The sequence below is a fragment of the Polaribacter sp. BM10 genome (assembly GCF_002005425.1).
Taxonomy (GTDB): domain Bacteria; phylum Bacteroidota; class Bacteroidia; order Flavobacteriales; family Flavobacteriaceae; genus Polaribacter; species Polaribacter marinaquae.
Genome location: NZ_CP019704.1, coordinates 1280689 through 1298019, shown reverse-complemented (window position 1 = coordinate 1298019; position 17331 = coordinate 1280689). Strand labels below are relative to the sequence as shown.

The following is a 17331-nucleotide window of genomic DNA, read 5'->3' as shown; positions in this document are numbered from 1 at the left end:
AATTAAATTGTTTTCTTAGAAAAATTTGTATTTACAATGATACCTAATTGTAATCTTTTAAGTACTTCATTTGGCGTTTTAATTTGAAAATATCCGGCTTTTAATTTTATTGTATTGTTTAATTTATGCACAAAACCTGCACCTGTCCAGTTTTGAGCAAATCTCTTACCTCTATCAAGGTTTAAGAAAAGTTCATTAAAAGCGTAAACACTCCAAGTTTTCGAAAGAGGATAACTTACATTCAAATCGTATCGTAACCAATTTTGAAATGCATCAACATTAAAATCTTGATGAATAAAGCGTTGTTCTAATCTAAAACGATGTTTTGCAGTAAAATCTCCCCAAAAAGATTTTAAATTTAAATCTTGGTAGTAACGATATTCGTATAAGTAATTTGATGGTGATTCGTAAGTTCTATCTGCTGTAGCGTAACTTAGACCAAGTGTAACATTTACCTTTGGATTAAATGTATAATTTAAACCTAACCTGTATATTTCTTGTTGAAAATTTTCTGTAAGCTCATAATATCTAAAATGAGCCATCGTTTTTAAACCAAATTTATCAGATAATTTATGTGAACCGTTATACATATACCAGGTTCCTAATTTATCTTCTGCGGTAGATTGAGCCTTTGCTTTATTAATTATAAAGCAAAGGCAAATGAATAATAATAGTTTACGCATATTAATTTATAGAGTAAATTTTAGTGTCTTTAAATAAAGAAATTTTAATAGACTCTGTTTCTTTTTTGTAGTCTAACCAATCTTTATTAAAGAATGCGTTTGTTTCTGTAAGAGCTTTTTTAAATTCTTCTTTAAATTGATTCATTAAAACAGTCTCTGTTGATGTTTGTTCTCCAAAACGAGAACGGATGTATCTACTTGCTTGTCCTAAACGTTGGTTAACTGTAATTTCTGGATTTCTAGTAATACCTTGTCTTTTGTCTATAGAACCTAAATATTTAGCAAGTAAACCATCTATCTTTTTAATAACATCTTTAGAAGACTTAATTTGATTTTTATATTTTTTCTTGTCTTCTTTTGTTAACTGAGATTTAATTGTAGTTGCAGTATTTTTGCTTTCAACTAGTTGTTTTACAACATTTGCAATTTTCTCTTGATACTTCTCTAGCTCTTTACTTGCATTATATTTTTGATTAATTGCTTTGTCAGAAATTTTTAATCTAGGATCAAATTCTACTTTGATGTTTTGTTCTTCTACGACATCTCCAAATGTCATTTTTAAACGATAAGTACCTGGTTTTACTGTAACACCACCAGGTTCTCTACTAGATTTTCTAATTCTTCTAGAAGCCCTAGCAACACCTTTTTCTCTTAAATACCATGTAGTTTTATGTACACCGTTTTCTTTAGGAGCTTTAAATTTTAAAGTTCTAATTTGTCTATTACCATCAAAAATTTCTAATTTAATAGAATCGAATTTTACTTTATTTTCTTTTGATGATTTAGTCTTAGTTCTAGGAACATTAACATAATAAGAAATTAATGCACCACTTCTTCTGTTTTCTCCTTGATAAAGTCCGTCTGCACCAAATCTACTACCTGTAGGTTGTTGTATTGCTGCTTGATAAGCTACAGGAGGTTCAAATAAATGTAGTTTTTTAGAAGTTGCGTTTTTAGCAGCTAAAGCTCTTAATGGTTTAATGTCATCTAACACCCATGCAGCTCTACCAAAAGTACCAATAACTAAATCGTCTTCTCTTGGATGAATTACTAAATCTTTAACAGGTACAGTTGGGAAACCGTTTGTCCATTTTGTCCATTTTTTACCAGCATCTACAGAAATGTATAAACCATCATCTGTACCTAAAAATAATAAATTTTCATTTTTTGGATCTTCAATTATCGATAATGTATAACTCTGTACATCATTTTCATCTACAATTCTTTCCCACGTTTTACCGTAGTTTTTAGTTCTATAAGCATACGGAGTGTAATTAAAACGTCTATAATCATTTGCGATTAAAAGAGCTTCGCCTTTATTTTTGTTTGAAGCTTTAATTTGAGTAATCCAGCTATTTTCTGGTAAACCTTTTAAGTTTTTAGCTACGTTTGTCCAAGAGTTTCCTCCGTTCATTGTAATATGAACTTGACCATCATCTGTTGCTGCCCAAATTACATCTTTTTGTAATAAAGAAGGTTCTATAACAAGCACAGTACAGTGGTTTTCTGCACCGGTTGCATCCATAGTTAAACCACCGCTTTCAGATTGTCTTAATTTTTCTGGATCATTTGTAGATAAATCCGGAGAAATAACCGTCCATGTTAATCCCTTATCAGTAGATTTATGTACAAATTGACTACCAAAATAAAGTGTAGAATTATCGAATGGATCTATGTTTATTGCAGAATTCCAATTAAAACGCAATTCTACATTAGGATCTTTGTGTGTTGGTTTTACAGAATAATTATTACCTGTTAAATAATCAAATCTAGATACAGAACCTTGTTGGCTCATTGTCCAACCATATCTAGAATCGTCTTTGTCTGGTACAACATCAAAACCATCACCAAAACTAATTTCTTGCCAATAAGAATTTCTAATTCCTTGAGATTTCCAAACATAAGCAGGACCTCTCCAAGAACCATTATCTTGCATACCACCGTAAACATTATAAGGAAATTCGTTATCAACATTTATATGATAAAACTGTGCAACAGGTATGTTACCTATAAAACGCCAAGATTTACCACCATCTTTAGTAATATTTAAACCTCCGTCATTTCCATCAATCATAAATTTACCATTATTTGGATGGATGTACCAAGCATGATGATCTGGATGCACACCATTATCTACGCCATACGCAGGCATTAATTCTTTAAAGCTTTTTCCGCCATCTTGAGAAACGTTTACATACGTAAAAACTGTATATAATCTGTTTTCATTTTGAGGATCTACATAAATTTCTGAATAATAGAACGGACGATTCCCGATACCAGGTTTATCGTTTATTTTTTTCCACTTAAAACCACCATCTTCACTTTTGTAAAGTGCATTTTTTTTAGATTCTACCAAAGCATACACAATGTCTGGATTACTTGGTGCAATAGCAACACCAATTCTACCTAATTCGCCTTTAGGAAAACCTTCTTTTTCTGTGATTTTTTTCCAATTATCACCTCCATCATAAGTAATATATAATCCAGAGCCTTCTCCTCCAGATTTAAAAAACCAAGGATCACGCTTGTGTTCCCACATTGCAGCAATTATTTTATTAGGATTATTTGGATCCATAATTAAATCTGCAGCACCAGATTTTTCATTTGTAAATAAAATTTGTTTCCAAGTTTTACCGCCGTCAGTTGTTTTATAAACACCACGTTCTTTATGTTCTCCCCAAGGAGAACCAATTGCAGCAGCGTAAACAACATCCGGATTTGTAGGATCTATAACAACTCTATGAATGTGTCTTGTTTTTTCTAAGCCCATAGATTTCCAAGTTTTACCGGCATCCAAAGTTTTATAAATACCAAAACCACCATTTAAACTGTTTCTTGGGTTACCTTCACCAGTACCTGCCCAAACAACACTTGGGTTAGATTGTTGTATTGCAACAGCACCAATAGAGGCTGTAAGTTCTTTTTCGAAAATAGGTTCCCATTTAACGCCACCAGATGTAGATTTCCAGATACCACCAGAAGCAGTACCAGCATAAATAATTTCTGGATTAGCTGTAACAACATCTATAGAAGTTACTCTACCAGACATACCGCCCGGACCAATATTTCTAGGTTTCATGTTTTTTACTATATCCATAGAAAACTCTTGAGAGAAGAGTAGGGAAGTAGCGCACAAAAAGACAAGTGTAAATAGTTTTTTCATTAGTTTAAGTTTGTTGAATTTGAATAATAGCGAACAAGATACAAAATAGAAAACGCTCAATAAAAATTGAGCGTTTTTTTAACATAAATTAGCATTTTAAGAATCTTACAAGTAGATTTAGTCTTCTTTCTTTTTAGGTTCTCTGTTGTTTTCTTTTAAGGCTTGCATTAACATCCATTCTATTTGACCATTTGTAGAACGAAACTCATCTGCAGCCCATTTTTCTATAGCTTTTAGCATATCTTCATTAACTCGCAACGCGAAAGCTTTCTTTTTTGCCATATTAATCGTTTACAAATTGAACAACAGTTTCAATTAATTCTTTAGATAAAGGGAAATCACTTGAATAATAAGATTTTAAATTATCTTCTTCTTTTTCTATAGTTTTTAAAACATGATTCATGTTTTTGATAAAAACTAATTTTGCATTTGTATTCGCTTTTTTAAGCTTTGTTGCATCTTCAATTGTAACTTGCGTATCTTTTTCTCCTTGAATAATTAAAGTAGGAATTGTCAATTTCTTAATTTCTTCTAAAGGATTAATTTGCAACCAAGAATATAAAAAAGGTTGATTTCTTTTTGAAAAAAGAGTTACTAAAAACGGATTTGTCTTTTCTATTTTCCCTTTAATTCTAAGTGTATCGAATTGTTTCTTTACAATAACACCTAGCATAGGATTATTCTTTTTTATTTGCTGAGTCATTATTTTATCTATTGTTTCTCCTGCTCCAGCAATAGAAATATATTTATCGATATTTTTTGATGCTAACATTGCAATTAAAGAACCTTGACTATGACCTGCTAAAATAATTTCAGAAAATTGTTTCTCTTTTTTAAAATGAGAAATTACTGTTTCCACATCTATCACAAAATCTCTAATTTTTGTATCTTTTAAAAATGGATAGTTTTTTTTATTAGCGGTTCTTTTGTCGTAACTAAAAAAAGCAATATTCTTTTTATTTACAGAATCTCTAAATTCTTTAATGTAATTTGCTTTTACTGGTGTACCTGCTTGATTACCATTTCTGTCTACATTACCAGAACCATGCACCCAAATTATTAATGGAGAATTTTCTTTTGTAAACGTTAACGTTCCGGGTAATTCTATTTCTCCGTTTTTAATTACAATTTCTTCGGATTCTATTTGTGCTAAAGCAGTTGTAATTCCGAACAAAATAATAACTATGGATGTAATAATTTTGATCATTTTAAATTTATTTCATAGGTTTTTAAAACCTGAATTGCACTTTCTTTATGTTGAGTTCCTATAAGAAGATTTTTACCATCTTTAAGCTCTAATTGAATACCAATATCGCCAGAAACATTTATACATTTTCCTTTTTCTTTATTCCAAAAAGAACCACCTTTAAAACCCCAACCACCATATTCTCCTATAGGATCATAAGTTCTAACATATGCTTTATTTATTTCTGTCCATTTTATCAATTTTAGTTTTAAATGAAACGGAAAAAATTGATAATAAATTCCTTTTTCATCTATTCTGGTTTTAAGTTTAAAAAGAAAAATTAGTAAGCCAGAACTTATTATAGCTAAAATGCTTAAAATAAGTTCATTTGTACTAATAGAAGAGTTGGCTTTATTATAGTCTTGTAGTATAAGAGTAATAGGTACAATTAAACTAACAGACATTAATAAAATTAACCAAGTTTGCGTAAAGCGCTGCTCTTCTTTAAAAACTTTCATATTAGCGGTTTTTATCTCTTTCGAAAACAATTTTAAGGCTTGGTAAAATTTGGCAAACTTCCCAACCTTCCCTTGCATGTTGATTTAAAAGTTCTTCATATCGTTCGTAAAATTTTCTAAATCCTGTTTTAGGTTGTACTATTTTATATTCTTTCATTGTAGAGATTTTATTTTAATTCTTGTGTTTCTTTTTTTGATATCGTTTAAGAAATTTTCCAACTGATTTCTAAATTATATTTTTGAACATTATTATTCATCTCTATTTTTAGATTCACTTTTTTTTCGATCATAAATAATTCCTAAACACATTCCTAAACAGATACCTATTGCGATGTTATTGAATGCGGCGCCTAATGCAACACCAAATGATAGACCCAATGCTAAACCAGTTCCACCTGTATATTTCTTTTCTTTTTCCATATCTTAATGACTTAATGTGCCAGCGTTCACAACCGGAGAAGCTTCTTTATCTCCACAAAGTATAACTAGAAGATTACTTACCATTGCCGCTTTACGTTCTTCGTCTAGCTCAACAATTTCTTTTTTATTTAACTCTTCTAACGCCATTTCAACCATTTCTACAGCACCTTGCACAATTTTGTGTCTAGCAGCAACAATAGCTGTTGCTTGTTGTCTTTTTAGCATTGCCGATGCAATTTCTTGTGCATAAGCTAAATAACCTATTCTTGCTTCTAAAACCTCAATACCGGCAATAGATAAACGTTCGTCTATTTCTTTCTCAAGTGCTTCCGAAACTTCATTAACACTAGAGCGTAAAGTAATGTCTTCATCATGGCCTTCATCAGCAAAATTATCATAAGGATACATGCTTGCCAGTTTTCTAACAGCTGCATCTGTTTGCACTCTTACAAAGTTTTCGTAGTTATCTACATCAAAAGCCGCTTTATATGTATTTGTAACACGCCAAACTAAAATGGTAGAAATCATTATTGGGTTTCCTAATTTATCGTTTACTTTTAATCTTTCAGAATCGAAATTACTAGCTCTTAAAGAGATTGTTTTTTTTCTAAAAAAAGGATTTGCCCAATACAAACCATTTGCTTTTATAGTTCCAACATATTTTCCGAAAAGCAAAATTACTTTAGATGTGTTTGGATTTACTAGAATAAAACCAAAGAAACCAATAAAACTTAAAAAGGTAATAATTAAATAGATTGGTGTTTTATGATAAAAAGCCATTACAATACTACCTATAAATAGCGTAAAAACTATAAAAAGCATTAAATAGCCATTGGCAAGTTTTATTATTTTTTCTGATTTCATGATGTTTGTTTTAAATTGATATTAAATTGATATCACTAATATATCAATTATTTTGTAGTTACCAAAATTAATTTGAATTATATTTTTTATAACTTCGCAAAAAATATATAAAATTTTAAAAATGAAACTTAAATTATTTTTATTGATTTCTTTCTTTTTTATGTCTAAACCAGCAGCAGAAGACACTCTGTTTTGGGGTCAAAATGGTCATAGAGCAACAGGTAAAATTGCAGAGGGGCATCTTACTAAAAGAGCAAAAAGAAAAATAGATAAATTATTACAAGGGCAAAGTTTGGCTTTTGTATCTACTTATGCAGATGAAATTAAAGCAGATAAAGCTTTTCGTAAATATTCTTCTTGGCATTATGTAAATATGGAGCTTAATGAAAGTTATGCTGATGCTGCAAAAAACCCTAACGGAGATATTGTAACCGGAATTAATAAATGTATATCAGTTTTAAAAGATGATAATAGTTTAGAGGCAGACAAAGCTTTTCATTTAAAAATGCTTGTGCATTTTATAGGAGACTTACACCAACCAATGCATATTGGGCAAAGAGAAGATAAAGGTGGTAACACCATACAAGTACAGTGGTTTGGTAAAGGAACAAACTTACATTCGGTTTGGGATACTAAAATGATAGAAAACTGGAATATGAGTTATTTAGAATTGGCAGACAATGCAAGAGATTTATCTAAAAAACAAATTGCAGCAATAAAAGAAGGTACAATTGTAGATTGGGTTAACGAAGTACATCAATTAACTAAAAAAGTTTACGGTTCTGTAAAAAAAGGAGAGAACTTACGTTACAGATATTCTTACGATCATTTTAGTATTGTAAGAGATCAATTACAAATAGGAGGAATACGATTAGCTAAAATTTTAAATGATATTTTTAGTTAATTTTATTGCTAACAAATACTAAGCCTCATTAAAATTAATGAGGCTTTTTTTATGTTAAGAATTTAATAAATGATAAAAAATAATTCTAAAAAAGCATATTTTTATAAAATGAAAACAAAATTATTAGTTGGTTGTTTACTTTTGGCATTTATTGTTTCATGTAAAAAAGAGACAGCGAATTCCGAAGTTAAAAAAACAGAAGAAATTTCTAACATTTCTGTAAAGTCTTATTCTTATGATGATTTAAAACCTTTACTAGAAAAGAAAGACGATAAAATTTATGTTGTAAATTTTTGGGCAACTTGGTGTGCACCGTGTGTAAAAGAATTGCCTTATTTCGAGAAAATTAATAAGGAATATGCATCTAAAAATGTAGAGGTTTTATTGGTGAGTTTAGATTTTCCGAGGCAAGTAGGAAAAAAGTTAATTCCTTTTATTAAGAAAAGAAATTTACAATCTAAAGTAGTCTTATTAGATGATGTAAACGAAGATGTATGGATTAAAGATATAGATTCTACATGGTCTGGTGCGATACCAATTACCATCATTTATAATAAAGATAAAAGAAAGTTTTACGAGCAATCTTTTACTTATGAGTCTTTAGAAAGCGAATTAAATAAATTTATAAACTAGATAATTATGAAAATTTTAAAAACAACTTTAATATTAGTAATGGTTGCTTTTTTATCAGCTTTTACTCTAAAAGTAGATAAAGAAAGTTATAAAATAGGAGATAAGATTGAAGACTTCACTTTAAAAAATATAGATAATAAAATGGTCTCGTTATCAGATTATAAAAACGCAAAGGGTTTTGTAATCATCTTTACTTGTAATACTTGTCCGTATTCGATAGCAAATGAAGATCGAATTATTGCTTTAGATAAAAAGTATAAAGAAAAAGGATTTCCGATAATTGCAATAAATCCTAATGATCCTGTTGCTGTGCCAGATGATAGTTTTGCTAAAATGAAAGATAGAGCTAAAGAAAAAGGATTTACTTTTCCTTATTTATTGGATGTCGGTCAGAAAGTATATCCAAAATTCGGAGCAACAAAAACACCACATGTGTACATTATTACTAAAAATGATATGAAAGTAAAATATATTGGTGCAATAGATAATAGTTCTAGAAACCCAGATAAGGTTACAGAAAAATATGTAGAAAATGCGCTGGATGCTTTATTAAAAGGTGCTGAGATTCAAAAGAAAGAAACAAGAGCGATTGGTTGTACAATCAAAGTTCAATAAATAAAATAAAAAATCCCAAACAATTTAGTTTGGGATTTTTTTATTATTCTTCGATGCTAACATGAAATAAAGCATCTCCTTTATTTACAATTGGCGTTTTGTTAGTACAAAAAACATGACCATTAAATGGTGCATAAACTTTCTTTTTAAATTCGCCAAAAGGATCTTGTATAACTCCTAAAACATCTTTTTTCTTTACATAGCTACCGTTAGCAACTCTTACTTTAAACATTCCAGAATGCGAAGCTCTAAGCCATTTTGCTTTTTTAACATATATCGGGGTTTCTCTAACTGTTATTTCTCCTTCAATTAAGCCTAGATGAATTAAAACATTTTTTGTTCCATTTACACCTTCGTTAATAATTGTAGGGTTTAATTCTTTTGATTTTCCACCTTCAAACAGCAAAACAGTTTTTCCCATTTTATGAAGAGTTTCTCTAAGCGATTTAATTATATTATTAGAGTAAACTATAATTGGCGGATTAAAAACTTTAGCAAGTTCTAAACCTTTATCATCATCTTTATTACATCTTATTTGTGCAATATTATCTCTTTCTCCGCCGCCCGTATGAAAATCGATTACATAATCTATAAACGGAGCAATTTCTTTTGTAAATTGATATGCAAATTGACTTGCTAAAGAACCATTTGCTGTTCCTGGAAACATTCTGTTTAAATCTCTACCATCAGGAAACTCTCTGGTTTGAATTAAGTAACCAAAAATATTAAAAACAGGTATACAGATTATGGTTCCGTTTTTAGGTTTATTAATTCCTAAGCTAATAATTTCTCTAATAATTCCTACGCCGTTTGTTTCATCACCATGAATTCCGGCTAACAGTAAAACTACCGGTCCCGGGTTATGAGACCTTTCAATAATAACAGGAACCTTTACTGTAGTACGTGTATGTAATTTTGCAACTTCTAAATCTAGAACTGTGCGTTTTCCTTTAGGAATTTCTTTTCCTAATAGTACAAAAGGTTTATTCGACATGTATTTCTAAATAACGTATAATTTCTTTGGCAATATTCTTACCAGTAGCAATTTCTATTCCTTCTAATCCCGGAGAAGAGTTTACTTCTAAAACTAAAGGTCCTTTAGAAGATTGTAACATATCTACACCAGCAACTCCTAAACCTAAAGCTTTGGTTGCTTTTAGTGCAGTTTTTTCTTCTTCGTCTGTCAATTCTATAACAGTTGCGTTACCACCTCTGTGTAAATTAGATCTAAATTCACCTTCTTTTCCTTGACGTTTCATAGCGCCAATAACTTTACCATCTACAACAAAAGCTCTAATATCTGCGCCACCAGCTTCTTTAATAAATTGTTGTGCAATAACTCTTGCGCCCAAACCATTAAAAGCTTCTAGTACAGATGTAGCAGCATTTTTTGTTTCCGCTAAAACAACACCTAAACCTTGTGTACCTTCTAATAATTTTAAAACCAATGGCGCACCACCAACAGATTCTACCACGTGTTCTACGTCTTTTGTGTAATTTGTAAAAACAGTTTTTGGTAAACCAACACCAGCTCTAGCTAAAATTTGTAAACTGCTTAATTTATCTCTAGATCTAGTAAGTGCTTGAGAAGAAACAGATGTAAATACCTTCATCATTTCAAATTGACGAATTACTGCTGTACCATAAAATGTAACCGATGCACCAATTCTAGGAATAATGGCATCAATGTTTGTTATATATTCTCCTTTATAATGAATTTTTGGAGATTTCTTTTCTATCTCGATATTGCATTTTAAATGATCTACCACCAGAACTTCATGACCTCTTTTTTCTGCGGATTCAACCAATCTTCTAGTAGAGTATAATTTCGGATTTCTAGATAAAATTACAATTTTCATTTATTTATATTTTTTAATTTGTGTGATAAGTCTTTTTTTATCGTGTCTATCACAAACTTTTTGTTTAAAAATTTTCTTCCAAGTAATATAGGAAATTTCATGTCTTTTCTTTCACTTAAAGTCAAATAAATAGGAAATTTCTTTTGAAACATAATTATTTCTGTATGTATCATAAATCTAGTTTCAGAAATTCCATTAGAACTTTTAACAATTTTAGAAGCATAGTTTTTAAAAGTAAACTCTTTATTATTGTAAAGTTCGTGCTCTGGATCTAATAATTTAAACCGAATATAAGTTGAATCATCAACAGTTATTTCTTTAATATTAGAACAGTGTATAGAAGAGGTATATGCACCAGAATCTATTTTAACATCTATATCTGTTAAAGATAATTCTGGAAAATCAGCTTTGTCAATTCTTCCAATTGTAATTTTCATCCGATTGTTTTAAGTACTGTAAAATTAACAATACTTATCGACAAAAATTAAAAATTTTTTACAAATTAAATAGCAATGTTAACTTGTAAATTTATTTACTTCTAATGCTTAATACATTTAAGGAAAAAGGTAATCTATAAGTAGATATAACTTTCTTTCCGTTTTGTTCTGCAGGTTTAGTTTTTGCCAAACGATACATTACTTTTATTGCTTCTTTATTTAGTCTAGGATAATCGGAAACAGCATTAACATCAAAGACTTTACCGTCTAAACCTATTTTAAAATCTATTTTAATAGTTTTCTTACCTTGTTTTAATTTAAGCTTATTTGGTAAATAAGAGTCAAATCTTTTTGCAAAGTGAATTTTAATTTTTTTTGAGGCGCAATTTTTAAGTGTTGCGATATTTTTAGACTTTTCACAGCCTTTAAATATAGCAGGCGTTATTACATTAAATTGATTTAATGTTCTTATACTTGTTTTATTGTTATTAAAAAATAAAACACTTGTTGAATACCTTGAAAAAAGATTTCTATCTCTTAAATCTAATTTTTCAATTGGGTATTCATTAAATATTTTAATAATTTCTTCATTTAATTCGTATGAGCGAGCATTTGTTCTAATATTAATAGGTTTGTTCTTTTTATTCAACTCAAAACTTAAAACTAAAGCATCATTTATTCTATTTAAATTAGAATTTTTAATAAATTTTTTGTCTAATTTATTTTCAACGAAATAGCTAAAATCATTTTCTGAACTTGGATTGAGTTTTGAATAAAACCAGTTAAAACTATTCTGTTTAAAAGGTAATATTTGCAGATTATAAGGCGTCGCTTGATTATTGATTTTAGCGGGAGATTTAAATAATGGGAATTCTGATATAATATCAGAATACATTTCTAACTCTTTATTTTCTTCGAAGTTTAGATTGCCTTTTTTGTTAATGACCAAGTTTAATTTTAAATAAGGTGTCTTGCTATTAGATAATTTTATATTAGTAGAGTCGATATTTTTTAAGAGATAGCTTTTTACATTATTTCTTATACATGTTTTTATATCGTTATAATGTTTCAAATCTTCACAAGGAGCACAAACCGGTAAAGATTCTGAAATTATAATAGAGCTACAGTAAAATATGTTACCATATTCTGATGTATTACCAATTATTTGAAAAGAATATCTTTTTCTAGAATCTATTTTGTCAAGGTTTAGTTTTTCTATAGGATACTCTCTGAATGTATTTACTATTGCATCGTATAAATCTTTCTTAACTTTAAAGCTTGTTGTGATATTATAAATTTCATTTTGTTCGTTAATATTAAAAAACACATTTAATGTGTAATTTTTTTTAAGCGGATATTTTATATTTTTTAATAACTTATATGATATTTTATTTTTAAAATAGGTAGATAAATCGTTATGGATGCTTGGTTTTGAGTTGTTTATATAATCAAAATTTATTTCTTGACTAAAGTTGATATACGAATTAAGTATCAGAACAATTAAAAGTATCTTTTTCATTTTTTTTTAGTAAATGTAATTCTTTTAAAAAAAATAACAAAGATTTATTACTTGATGTTAGAATTACAATTTTGCAATTGCAGCTTCTGCACATCTTTCTCCGTCCATGGCAGCAGAAATTATTCCACCGGCATAACCACCTCCTTCACCACAAGGAAATAAACCTTCTATTTCTGTATGTTCTAAATTTTCTTTTCTAGGTATATTTACAGGAGATGAGGTTCTAGATTCTACACCAATAATATTTGCTTCATTGGTATGATAACCATGCATTTTTTGTCCGAAAGCAGCAAAACCTTTTCGTAATCTACTTCCAATAATTTTAGGTAATAAAGAGTGTAAAGGTGCAGATTTTAAACCCGGTTGATAACTACAATCATTTAAATCTGTAGATAATTTTCCATCTATAAAATCTCCTAATCTTTGTGCAGGTGCAGTTTGACTTCTTCCGCCAGCGTAAAAAGCAATTTTTTCTAAATCTTTCTGAAACTCTAAACCTTTTAAAGCACCAAATTTTTCGTATTTTTTAAAATCTCTATCAATATCTAATTCTACAACAATACCAGAATTAGCAAATTTGTTATTTCTTTTACTTGGCGACATTCCGTTTACTACAACTTCTCCGTTTGCAGTTGCCGCAGGAACTATAAATCCGCCAGGGCACATGCAAAAAGAATACACTCCGCGATTGTTAACTTGGTGCACTAAACTGTAGGCAGCTGCAGGTAAAAGCTCGTCTCTTTCACCAGAACAGTGGTATTGAATCTGATCTATAATTTCTTGCGGATGTTCTACACGAACTCCCATTGCAAAAGACTTTGCTTTTAAAGCAATTTCTTTTTTGTGTAATAATTCGTAAACATCTCTAGCAGAATGACCAGTTGCTAATATTACAGAGTTTACAGACATTTCTTGTCCGTTTTGTAATTGAATTGCTTGTAACTTATTGTTCTTTACAATAAAATCTGTTACTCTAGTTTCAAAGTGAACTTCGCCACCAAATTTTAAAATGTTCTCGCGAATATTTTGAATTATTTTAGGTAATTTATTGGTTCCAATATGCGGATGTGCATCAATTAAAATTTGTTCTGTAGCGCCATGAAATACTAAGTTTTCGAAAATCCTTCTAACATCGCCACGTTTTAAACTTCTTGTGTATAATTTTCCATCAGAATATGTACCAGCGCCACCTTCACCAAAACAATAATTAGAATCTTCGTTTACAAAATGATCTTGGTTAATTGCTTTTAAATCGCGTCTTCTTTTTTGTACATCTTTACCTCTTTCTAAAACAATTGGTTTGTAACCCAACTCGATGCATCGTAGAGCAGCATACATACCAGCAGGACCAAAACCTACAATATGCACTTCTTTTGCGTTAGAAACATCTTTGTAATTAAATATATAATCAGATTTTTCTGGAATCGGTTCATTTAAATATACAGCAACTTTATAATTAAAAATTATATCTTTTTTACGTGCGTCTATCGATTTACGCAAAACTTTTACTGCATTAATTTCCTTTTTATCAACTTCTAACTTTTTAGAAGCTTTGTATAAAAGTATATTTTCTTTGCGTTCTTCTATTAAATTTACACGAAGCTGAATTTCTTTAACCATTTTGCAAAAGTAATTAAATTAGGCGTGATTATACTGATGAAAATAACACAGTTTTTAAAACTAATATTAGAAGTTTTAATTAATTAACTAATTAGTTAAAGTTGCATTTAATCATTCTATCGTTACCAAAGTAATCTTTTTTTAGAATGATGTTTGTAAAGCCTTTTTCTTTTAGCATTAAAACAGTTTCTTGGCCTAAATATTGATTGATTTCAAAAAATAAAATTCCGTTTTTTAACAAATAATTTTTAGCTAAATCTGCAATTTTCTTATAAAATAATAACGGATTATTATCTTCTACAAAAAGTGCAAGATGTGGTTCGTTATTTAAAACATTTTCTTTTATTTCTATTTTTTCTAGCTCTCTAACATATGGCGGATTTGAAACAATAATATTAAATTTTTGTGGCAAGCTATTAGTTTCTAAAATATTCTGTTCTATAAAACCAATTTCTACATTGTTTAGAATCGCATTTTTTTTAGCCACTTTTAAGGCTTTATTAGAAACATCAATGGCAAAAATATTTGAGTTTTTTTGCTCTTTAGCCAAAGTTATAGGAATACAACCAGAACCAGTGCCAATGTCTAAAATTGATACTTTTTCGTTTGATATTTCTTCTAAAACCCAACTCACTAATTCTTCGGTTTCTGGTCTCGGAATTAATGTGTTTTTATCAACTAAAAAAGGATATCCATAAAACTCTGTATTTCCAATAATGTATTGAATAGGTTCTTGTTTTTGAAGTCTTGTGATAATGTTTTTTAATTCGATTTCAATGGTATTTTCAATTATATAATTTGGGTTAAGTACAGTATCAATCCTTTTTAAATTTAGTTTTTCTTCTATCAAAATCAAAAAAAACGAGTCGATTTCTGTTTGTGGATACGTTTTAGAAAGAGCTTCTCTAAATAAAGTTTTAAATTCTTTTAAGGTCATAAGATAATTATAATAAAGGACTAAAAAACCTGCACAAACGCTCTAAAGTTTTCTGTTTGTTGGATCTATTTAAAAATTCTTCTAAGTTAATTTTGGTAGCTTTACTTTTTCTTTTGTCAAACTCTTCTCTAATTTCAGAAGTGGCTTTTTTATCAAAAATAATGGCGTTTAATTCGTAATTATGTTCAAAACTTCTACAATCAAAATTTGTAGAACCTATCGATGCAATTTCATCATCAATAAAAATTACTTTAGAATGTGCAAAATCGTCTCTTACATAAATTTCTACACCTGCTTTTAATAAGTCTTCAAAATAAGAATACATACTGTAAGTTGCTACTCTAGAATCTCCTTTTTTTGGTAAAACAAGCATTACTTTAATGCCGCTTAAAGCCGCAATTTTAAAAGCTTCTAAAATAGAAAAAGTAGGTATAAAATAAGGATTCATTACACAAATACTTTCTTCTGCTAAGTTTATAAAACTAAGGTATTGTTGCATTACAACAGATTGATCATAATCTGGACCGCTAGAAACAATATGAATTTTAGAGTTTGCATTAGTTTTGTGTTTCTTGGTGTATTTTTCGTTTTTACTTAAATCTTTTTCTGTTGCATAATAGTAATCTCTTAAAAAAGTTTTGTGTAAGTTATTTACTGCATCACCTTCTAATTTTATGTGTGCATCTTGCCAAATACCTAAAAAATCGTCATCATTAATATACTCATCAGTAATATTAACACCACCGGTAAATCCTATTTTATTATCAATTACACAGATTTTTCTATGGTTTCTAAAATTTAAAGTGAAAATAAAATTACCATATCTTAAAGGCATTTCCGGATGAATTTCTACGCCAATATCTTTCAGCTCTTTTTTAATTTTACTTTTTAAATCGAAACTTCCAATAGCGTCGTATAAAATTTTTACTTCAACGTTTTCTTTTCTCTTTTCTTTTAAAAGTTCTATTAATTCTGATAAAATCTTACCTTCTTCAATAATATAATATTGAAGGTGAATAAATTCTTTGGCGTTTTTAATCGCTTCGAAAACAGATTCGAACGTTTCTTTACCGTTTTTTAAAATGGTTAAATTGTTATTAACATCTAAAGGAATCCCAGTGTTGTTGTAAATTAAATTAGATATTTTTTTTGATTTGTTATCCTTAAGTTCTTTTGTGTTTTTATTCTCTTTATTGTCAAAAGTACTTTTAATGTAGTTTTTTCTTTTTTTAGTTTCTTTTAGTTCAAAAAACTTGATTTTTCTTCTATTAATACCAAATAATAGAAACGCAAAAACGCCCAAAAAAGGAAAGAAAAAACAAATAAGAATCCAGCTTAAAGACTTTGAAGGTTTTACGCCAAAATATAAGATATTGTAAAAAGCCCAACTAAAAAGTAGAATATGAACGGCAGAAAGTATGTAGTAAATCAAAATTAGTTAATTTTTTTAAGCATCCAAACATTACAAGAATAATGGCCGGTGTTACCCATTGGTTTGTCTAAATTTACAAAACCATTTTTTGCGTACAGTTTTCTGGCAGCTTCCATGTATGGCATCGTTTCTAAATAACAATTATCAAAACCAAATTCTTTTGCTTTTTCTAGGCATTTGGTAATTAATTTGGTTCCAATTCCTTTACCTCTAACAATTGGTAAAAAGTACATTTTTTGCAGTTCGCATATGTTATCTTCGCAATTATCTAGTTTAGCAATTCCTGCACCACCAACTACAATATTGTTATGTTCTACCACAAAGTATGCAACTTTTTCTTTTTGATAATTTTCGAACATGCTATCAGTAGCTTTATCTTCGTATGCAGTTCCAATTTTTGGCGCGCCCATTTCTAGAATTACGCTTCTAATTACTTCAGAAAGTTGTTTATTGTCTTTAGGTTGAATTTCTCTTATTATAAAATCTGCACTTGTCATTTAATACTGTATTTTTGCAAGAGCAAGTTACCTAAAAAATAATT

19 protein-coding genes are annotated in these 17331 nt (G+C 29.2%); 3 read left to right on the top strand and 16 right to left on the bottom strand.

What is annotated here, in order from left to right; genetic code table 11:
* Window positions 1–2 precede the first annotated feature (2 nt).
* The 8 genes from BXQ17_RS05815 to BXQ17_RS05785 all read right to left on the bottom strand — a co-directional run bounded on the left by BXQ17_RS05815 (window position 3) and on the right by BXQ17_RS05785 (window position 6834).
* A complete protein-coding gene (locus BXQ17_RS05815) occupies window positions 3–683 on the bottom strand; it encodes a DUF2490 domain-containing protein (protein ID WP_077809715.1) in 681 nt (226 codons plus the stop codon).
* A gap of 1 nt (window position 684) precedes the next feature.
* Entirely contained in the window at window positions 685–3846 is a 3162-nt protein-coding gene (locus BXQ17_RS05810; RefSeq protein WP_077809714.1) for a hypothetical protein, read from the bottom strand.
* Between the two features lie 117 nt (window positions 3847–3963).
* On the bottom strand, window positions 3964–4128 hold the full coding sequence (locus BXQ17_RS05805; RefSeq protein WP_077809713.1) for an Arc family DNA-binding protein: 165 nt from the start codon (window positions 4126–4128) through the stop codon (window positions 3964–3966).
* 1 nt (window position 4129) lies between these two features.
* On the bottom strand, window positions 4130–5053 hold the full coding sequence (locus BXQ17_RS05800; protein WP_077809712.1) for an alpha/beta fold hydrolase: 924 nt from the start codon (window positions 5051–5053) through the stop codon (window positions 4130–4132).
* Entirely contained in the window at window positions 5050–5550 is a 501-nt protein-coding gene (locus tag BXQ17_RS14495) for a hypothetical protein (RefSeq protein ID WP_187661436.1), read from the bottom strand. The genes BXQ17_RS05800 and BXQ17_RS14495 overlap by 4 nt, the downstream gene beginning before the upstream one ends.
* 1 nt (window position 5551) lies before the next feature.
* Window positions 5552–5707: a DUF4177 domain-containing protein gene (locus BXQ17_RS05790; RefSeq protein WP_077809711.1), complete on the bottom strand. Its 156-nt coding sequence runs from the start codon at window positions 5705–5707 to the stop codon at window positions 5552–5554.
* Between the two features lie 92 nt (window positions 5708–5799).
* On the bottom strand, window positions 5800–5970 hold the full coding sequence (locus tag BXQ17_RS14490) for a hypothetical protein (protein WP_187661435.1): 171 nt from the start codon (window positions 5968–5970) through the stop codon (window positions 5800–5802).
* A 3-nt stretch (window positions 5971–5973) separates the two neighbouring features.
* A complete protein-coding gene (locus BXQ17_RS05785) occupies window positions 5974–6834 on the bottom strand; it encodes an SPFH domain-containing protein (RefSeq protein WP_077809710.1) in 861 nt (286 codons plus the stop codon).
* A gap of 121 nt (window positions 6835–6955) precedes the next feature.
* On the opposite strand from BXQ17_RS05785, the gene BXQ17_RS05780 reads away from it, so the two are divergent.
* The 3 genes from BXQ17_RS05780 to BXQ17_RS05770 all read left to right on the top strand — a co-directional run bounded on the left by BXQ17_RS05780 (window position 6956) and on the right by BXQ17_RS05770 (window position 8986).
* On the top strand, window positions 6956–7738 hold the full coding sequence (locus BXQ17_RS05780; RefSeq protein WP_077809709.1) for a S1/P1 nuclease: 783 nt from the start codon (window positions 6956–6958) through the stop codon (window positions 7736–7738).
* A 108-nt stretch (window positions 7739–7846) separates the two neighbouring features.
* Entirely contained in the window at window positions 7847–8371 is a 525-nt protein-coding gene (locus tag BXQ17_RS05775) for a TlpA disulfide reductase family protein (protein ID WP_077811361.1), read from the top strand.
* A 6-nt stretch (window positions 8372–8377) separates the two neighbouring features.
* Window positions 8378–8986, top strand: coding sequence for a thioredoxin family protein (locus BXQ17_RS05770; RefSeq protein ID WP_077809708.1), 609 nt, complete (start codon window positions 8378–8380; stop codon window positions 8984–8986).
* Between the two features lie 43 nt (window positions 8987–9029).
* Here the strand turns inward: BXQ17_RS05770 and BXQ17_RS05765 are convergent, their stop codons facing one another.
* The 8 genes from BXQ17_RS05765 to BXQ17_RS05730 all read right to left on the bottom strand — a co-directional run bounded on the left by BXQ17_RS05765 (window position 9030) and on the right by BXQ17_RS05730 (window position 17287).
* On the bottom strand, window positions 9030–9980 hold the full coding sequence (locus tag BXQ17_RS05765; protein WP_077809707.1) for a succinylglutamate desuccinylase/aspartoacylase family protein: 951 nt from the start codon (window positions 9978–9980) through the stop codon (window positions 9030–9032).
* Complete coding sequence (gene rimK / locus BXQ17_RS05760) at window positions 9970–10845, bottom strand: 30S ribosomal protein S6--L-glutamate ligase (RefSeq protein WP_077809706.1); 876 nt, start codon at window positions 10843–10845, stop codon at window positions 9970–9972. The genes BXQ17_RS05765 and rimK overlap by 11 nt, the downstream gene beginning before the upstream one ends.
* On the bottom strand, window positions 10842–11282 hold the full coding sequence (locus BXQ17_RS05755; RefSeq protein ID WP_077809705.1) for a RimK/LysX family protein: 441 nt from the start codon (window positions 11280–11282) through the stop codon (window positions 10842–10844). The genes rimK and BXQ17_RS05755 overlap by 4 nt, the downstream gene beginning before the upstream one ends.
* Window positions 11283–11373: 91 nt before the next feature.
* Window positions 11374–12801 carry an energy transducer TonB gene (locus tag BXQ17_RS05750; RefSeq protein WP_077809704.1) on the bottom strand — a complete coding sequence of 476 codons (1428 nt, stop codon included), beginning with the start codon at window positions 12799–12801 and terminating at the stop codon, window positions 11374–11376.
* A gap of 63 nt (window positions 12802–12864) precedes the next feature.
* Complete coding sequence (locus BXQ17_RS05745) at window positions 12865–14421, bottom strand: NAD(P)/FAD-dependent oxidoreductase (protein WP_077809703.1); 1557 nt, start codon at window positions 14419–14421, stop codon at window positions 12865–12867.
* A 91-nt stretch (window positions 14422–14512) separates the two neighbouring features.
* Window positions 14513–15358 carry a peptide chain release factor N(5)-glutamine methyltransferase gene (prmC, locus tag BXQ17_RS05740; RefSeq protein ID WP_077809702.1) on the bottom strand — a complete coding sequence of 282 codons (846 nt, stop codon included), beginning with the start codon at window positions 15356–15358 and terminating at the stop codon, window positions 14513–14515.
* A gap of 7 nt (window positions 15359–15365) precedes the next feature.
* Window positions 15366–16790, bottom strand: a complete 1425-nt coding sequence (gene cls, locus BXQ17_RS05735) for a cardiolipin synthase (RefSeq protein ID WP_254712412.1) — start codon at window positions 16788–16790, stop codon at window positions 15366–15368.
* Between the two features lie 2 nt (window positions 16791–16792).
* Window positions 16793–17287, bottom strand: coding sequence for a GNAT family N-acetyltransferase (locus tag BXQ17_RS05730; RefSeq protein ID WP_077809700.1), 495 nt, complete (start codon window positions 17285–17287; stop codon window positions 16793–16795).
* Window positions 17288–17331 lie beyond the last annotated feature (44 nt).

Coding starts and splice junctions, on each gene's coding strand:
- BXQ17_RS05815 (WP_077809715.1), bottom strand. CDS start 683: ATGCGTAAACTATTATTATTCATTTGCCTTTGCTTTATAATTAATAAA.
- BXQ17_RS05810 (WP_077809714.1), bottom strand. CDS start 3,846: ATGAAAAAACTATTTACACTTGTCTTTTTGTGCGCTACTTCCCTACTC.
- BXQ17_RS05805 (WP_077809713.1), bottom strand. CDS start 4,128: ATGGCAAAAAAGAAAGCTTTCGCGTTGCGAGTTAATGAAGATATGCTA.
- BXQ17_RS05800 (WP_077809712.1), bottom strand. CDS start 5,053: ATGATCAAAATTATTACATCCATAGTTATTATTTTGTTCGGAATTACA.
- BXQ17_RS14495 (WP_187661436.1), bottom strand. CDS start 5,550: ATGAAAGTTTTTAAAGAAGAGCAGCGCTTTACGCAAACTTGGTTAATT.
- BXQ17_RS05790 (WP_077809711.1), bottom strand. CDS start 5,707: ATGAAAGAATATAAAATAGTACAACCTAAAACAGGATTTAGAAAATTT.
- BXQ17_RS14490 (WP_187661435.1), bottom strand. CDS start 5,970: ATGGAAAAAGAAAAGAAATATACAGGTGGAACTGGTTTAGCATTGGGT.
- BXQ17_RS05785 (WP_077809710.1), bottom strand. CDS start 6,834: ATGAAATCAGAAAAAATAATAAAACTTGCCAATGGCTATTTAATGCTT.
- BXQ17_RS05780 (WP_077809709.1), top strand. CDS start 6,956: ATGAAACTTAAATTATTTTTATTGATTTCTTTCTTTTTTATGTCTAAA.
- BXQ17_RS05775 (WP_077811361.1), top strand. CDS start 7,847: ATGAAAACAAAATTATTAGTTGGTTGTTTACTTTTGGCATTTATTGTT.
- BXQ17_RS05770 (WP_077809708.1), top strand. CDS start 8,378: ATGAAAATTTTAAAAACAACTTTAATATTAGTAATGGTTGCTTTTTTA.
- BXQ17_RS05765 (WP_077809707.1), bottom strand. CDS start 9,980: ATGTCGAATAAACCTTTTGTACTATTAGGAAAAGAAATTCCTAAAGGA.
- rimK (WP_077809706.1), bottom strand. CDS start 10,845: ATGAAAATTGTAATTTTATCTAGAAATCCGAAATTATACTCTACTAGA.
- BXQ17_RS05755 (WP_077809705.1), bottom strand. CDS start 11,282: ATGAAAATTACAATTGGAAGAATTGACAAAGCTGATTTTCCAGAATTA.
- BXQ17_RS05750 (WP_077809704.1), bottom strand. CDS start 12,801: ATGAAAAAGATACTTTTAATTGTTCTGATACTTAATTCGTATATCAAC.
- BXQ17_RS05745 (WP_077809703.1), bottom strand. CDS start 14,421: ATGGTTAAAGAAATTCAGCTTCGTGTAAATTTAATAGAAGAACGCAAA.
- prmC (WP_077809702.1), bottom strand. CDS start 15,358: ATGACCTTAAAAGAATTTAAAACTTTATTTAGAGAAGCTCTTTCTAAA.
- BXQ17_RS05730 (WP_077809700.1), bottom strand. CDS start 17,287: ATGACAAGTGCAGATTTTATAATAAGAGAAATTCAACCTAAAGACAAT.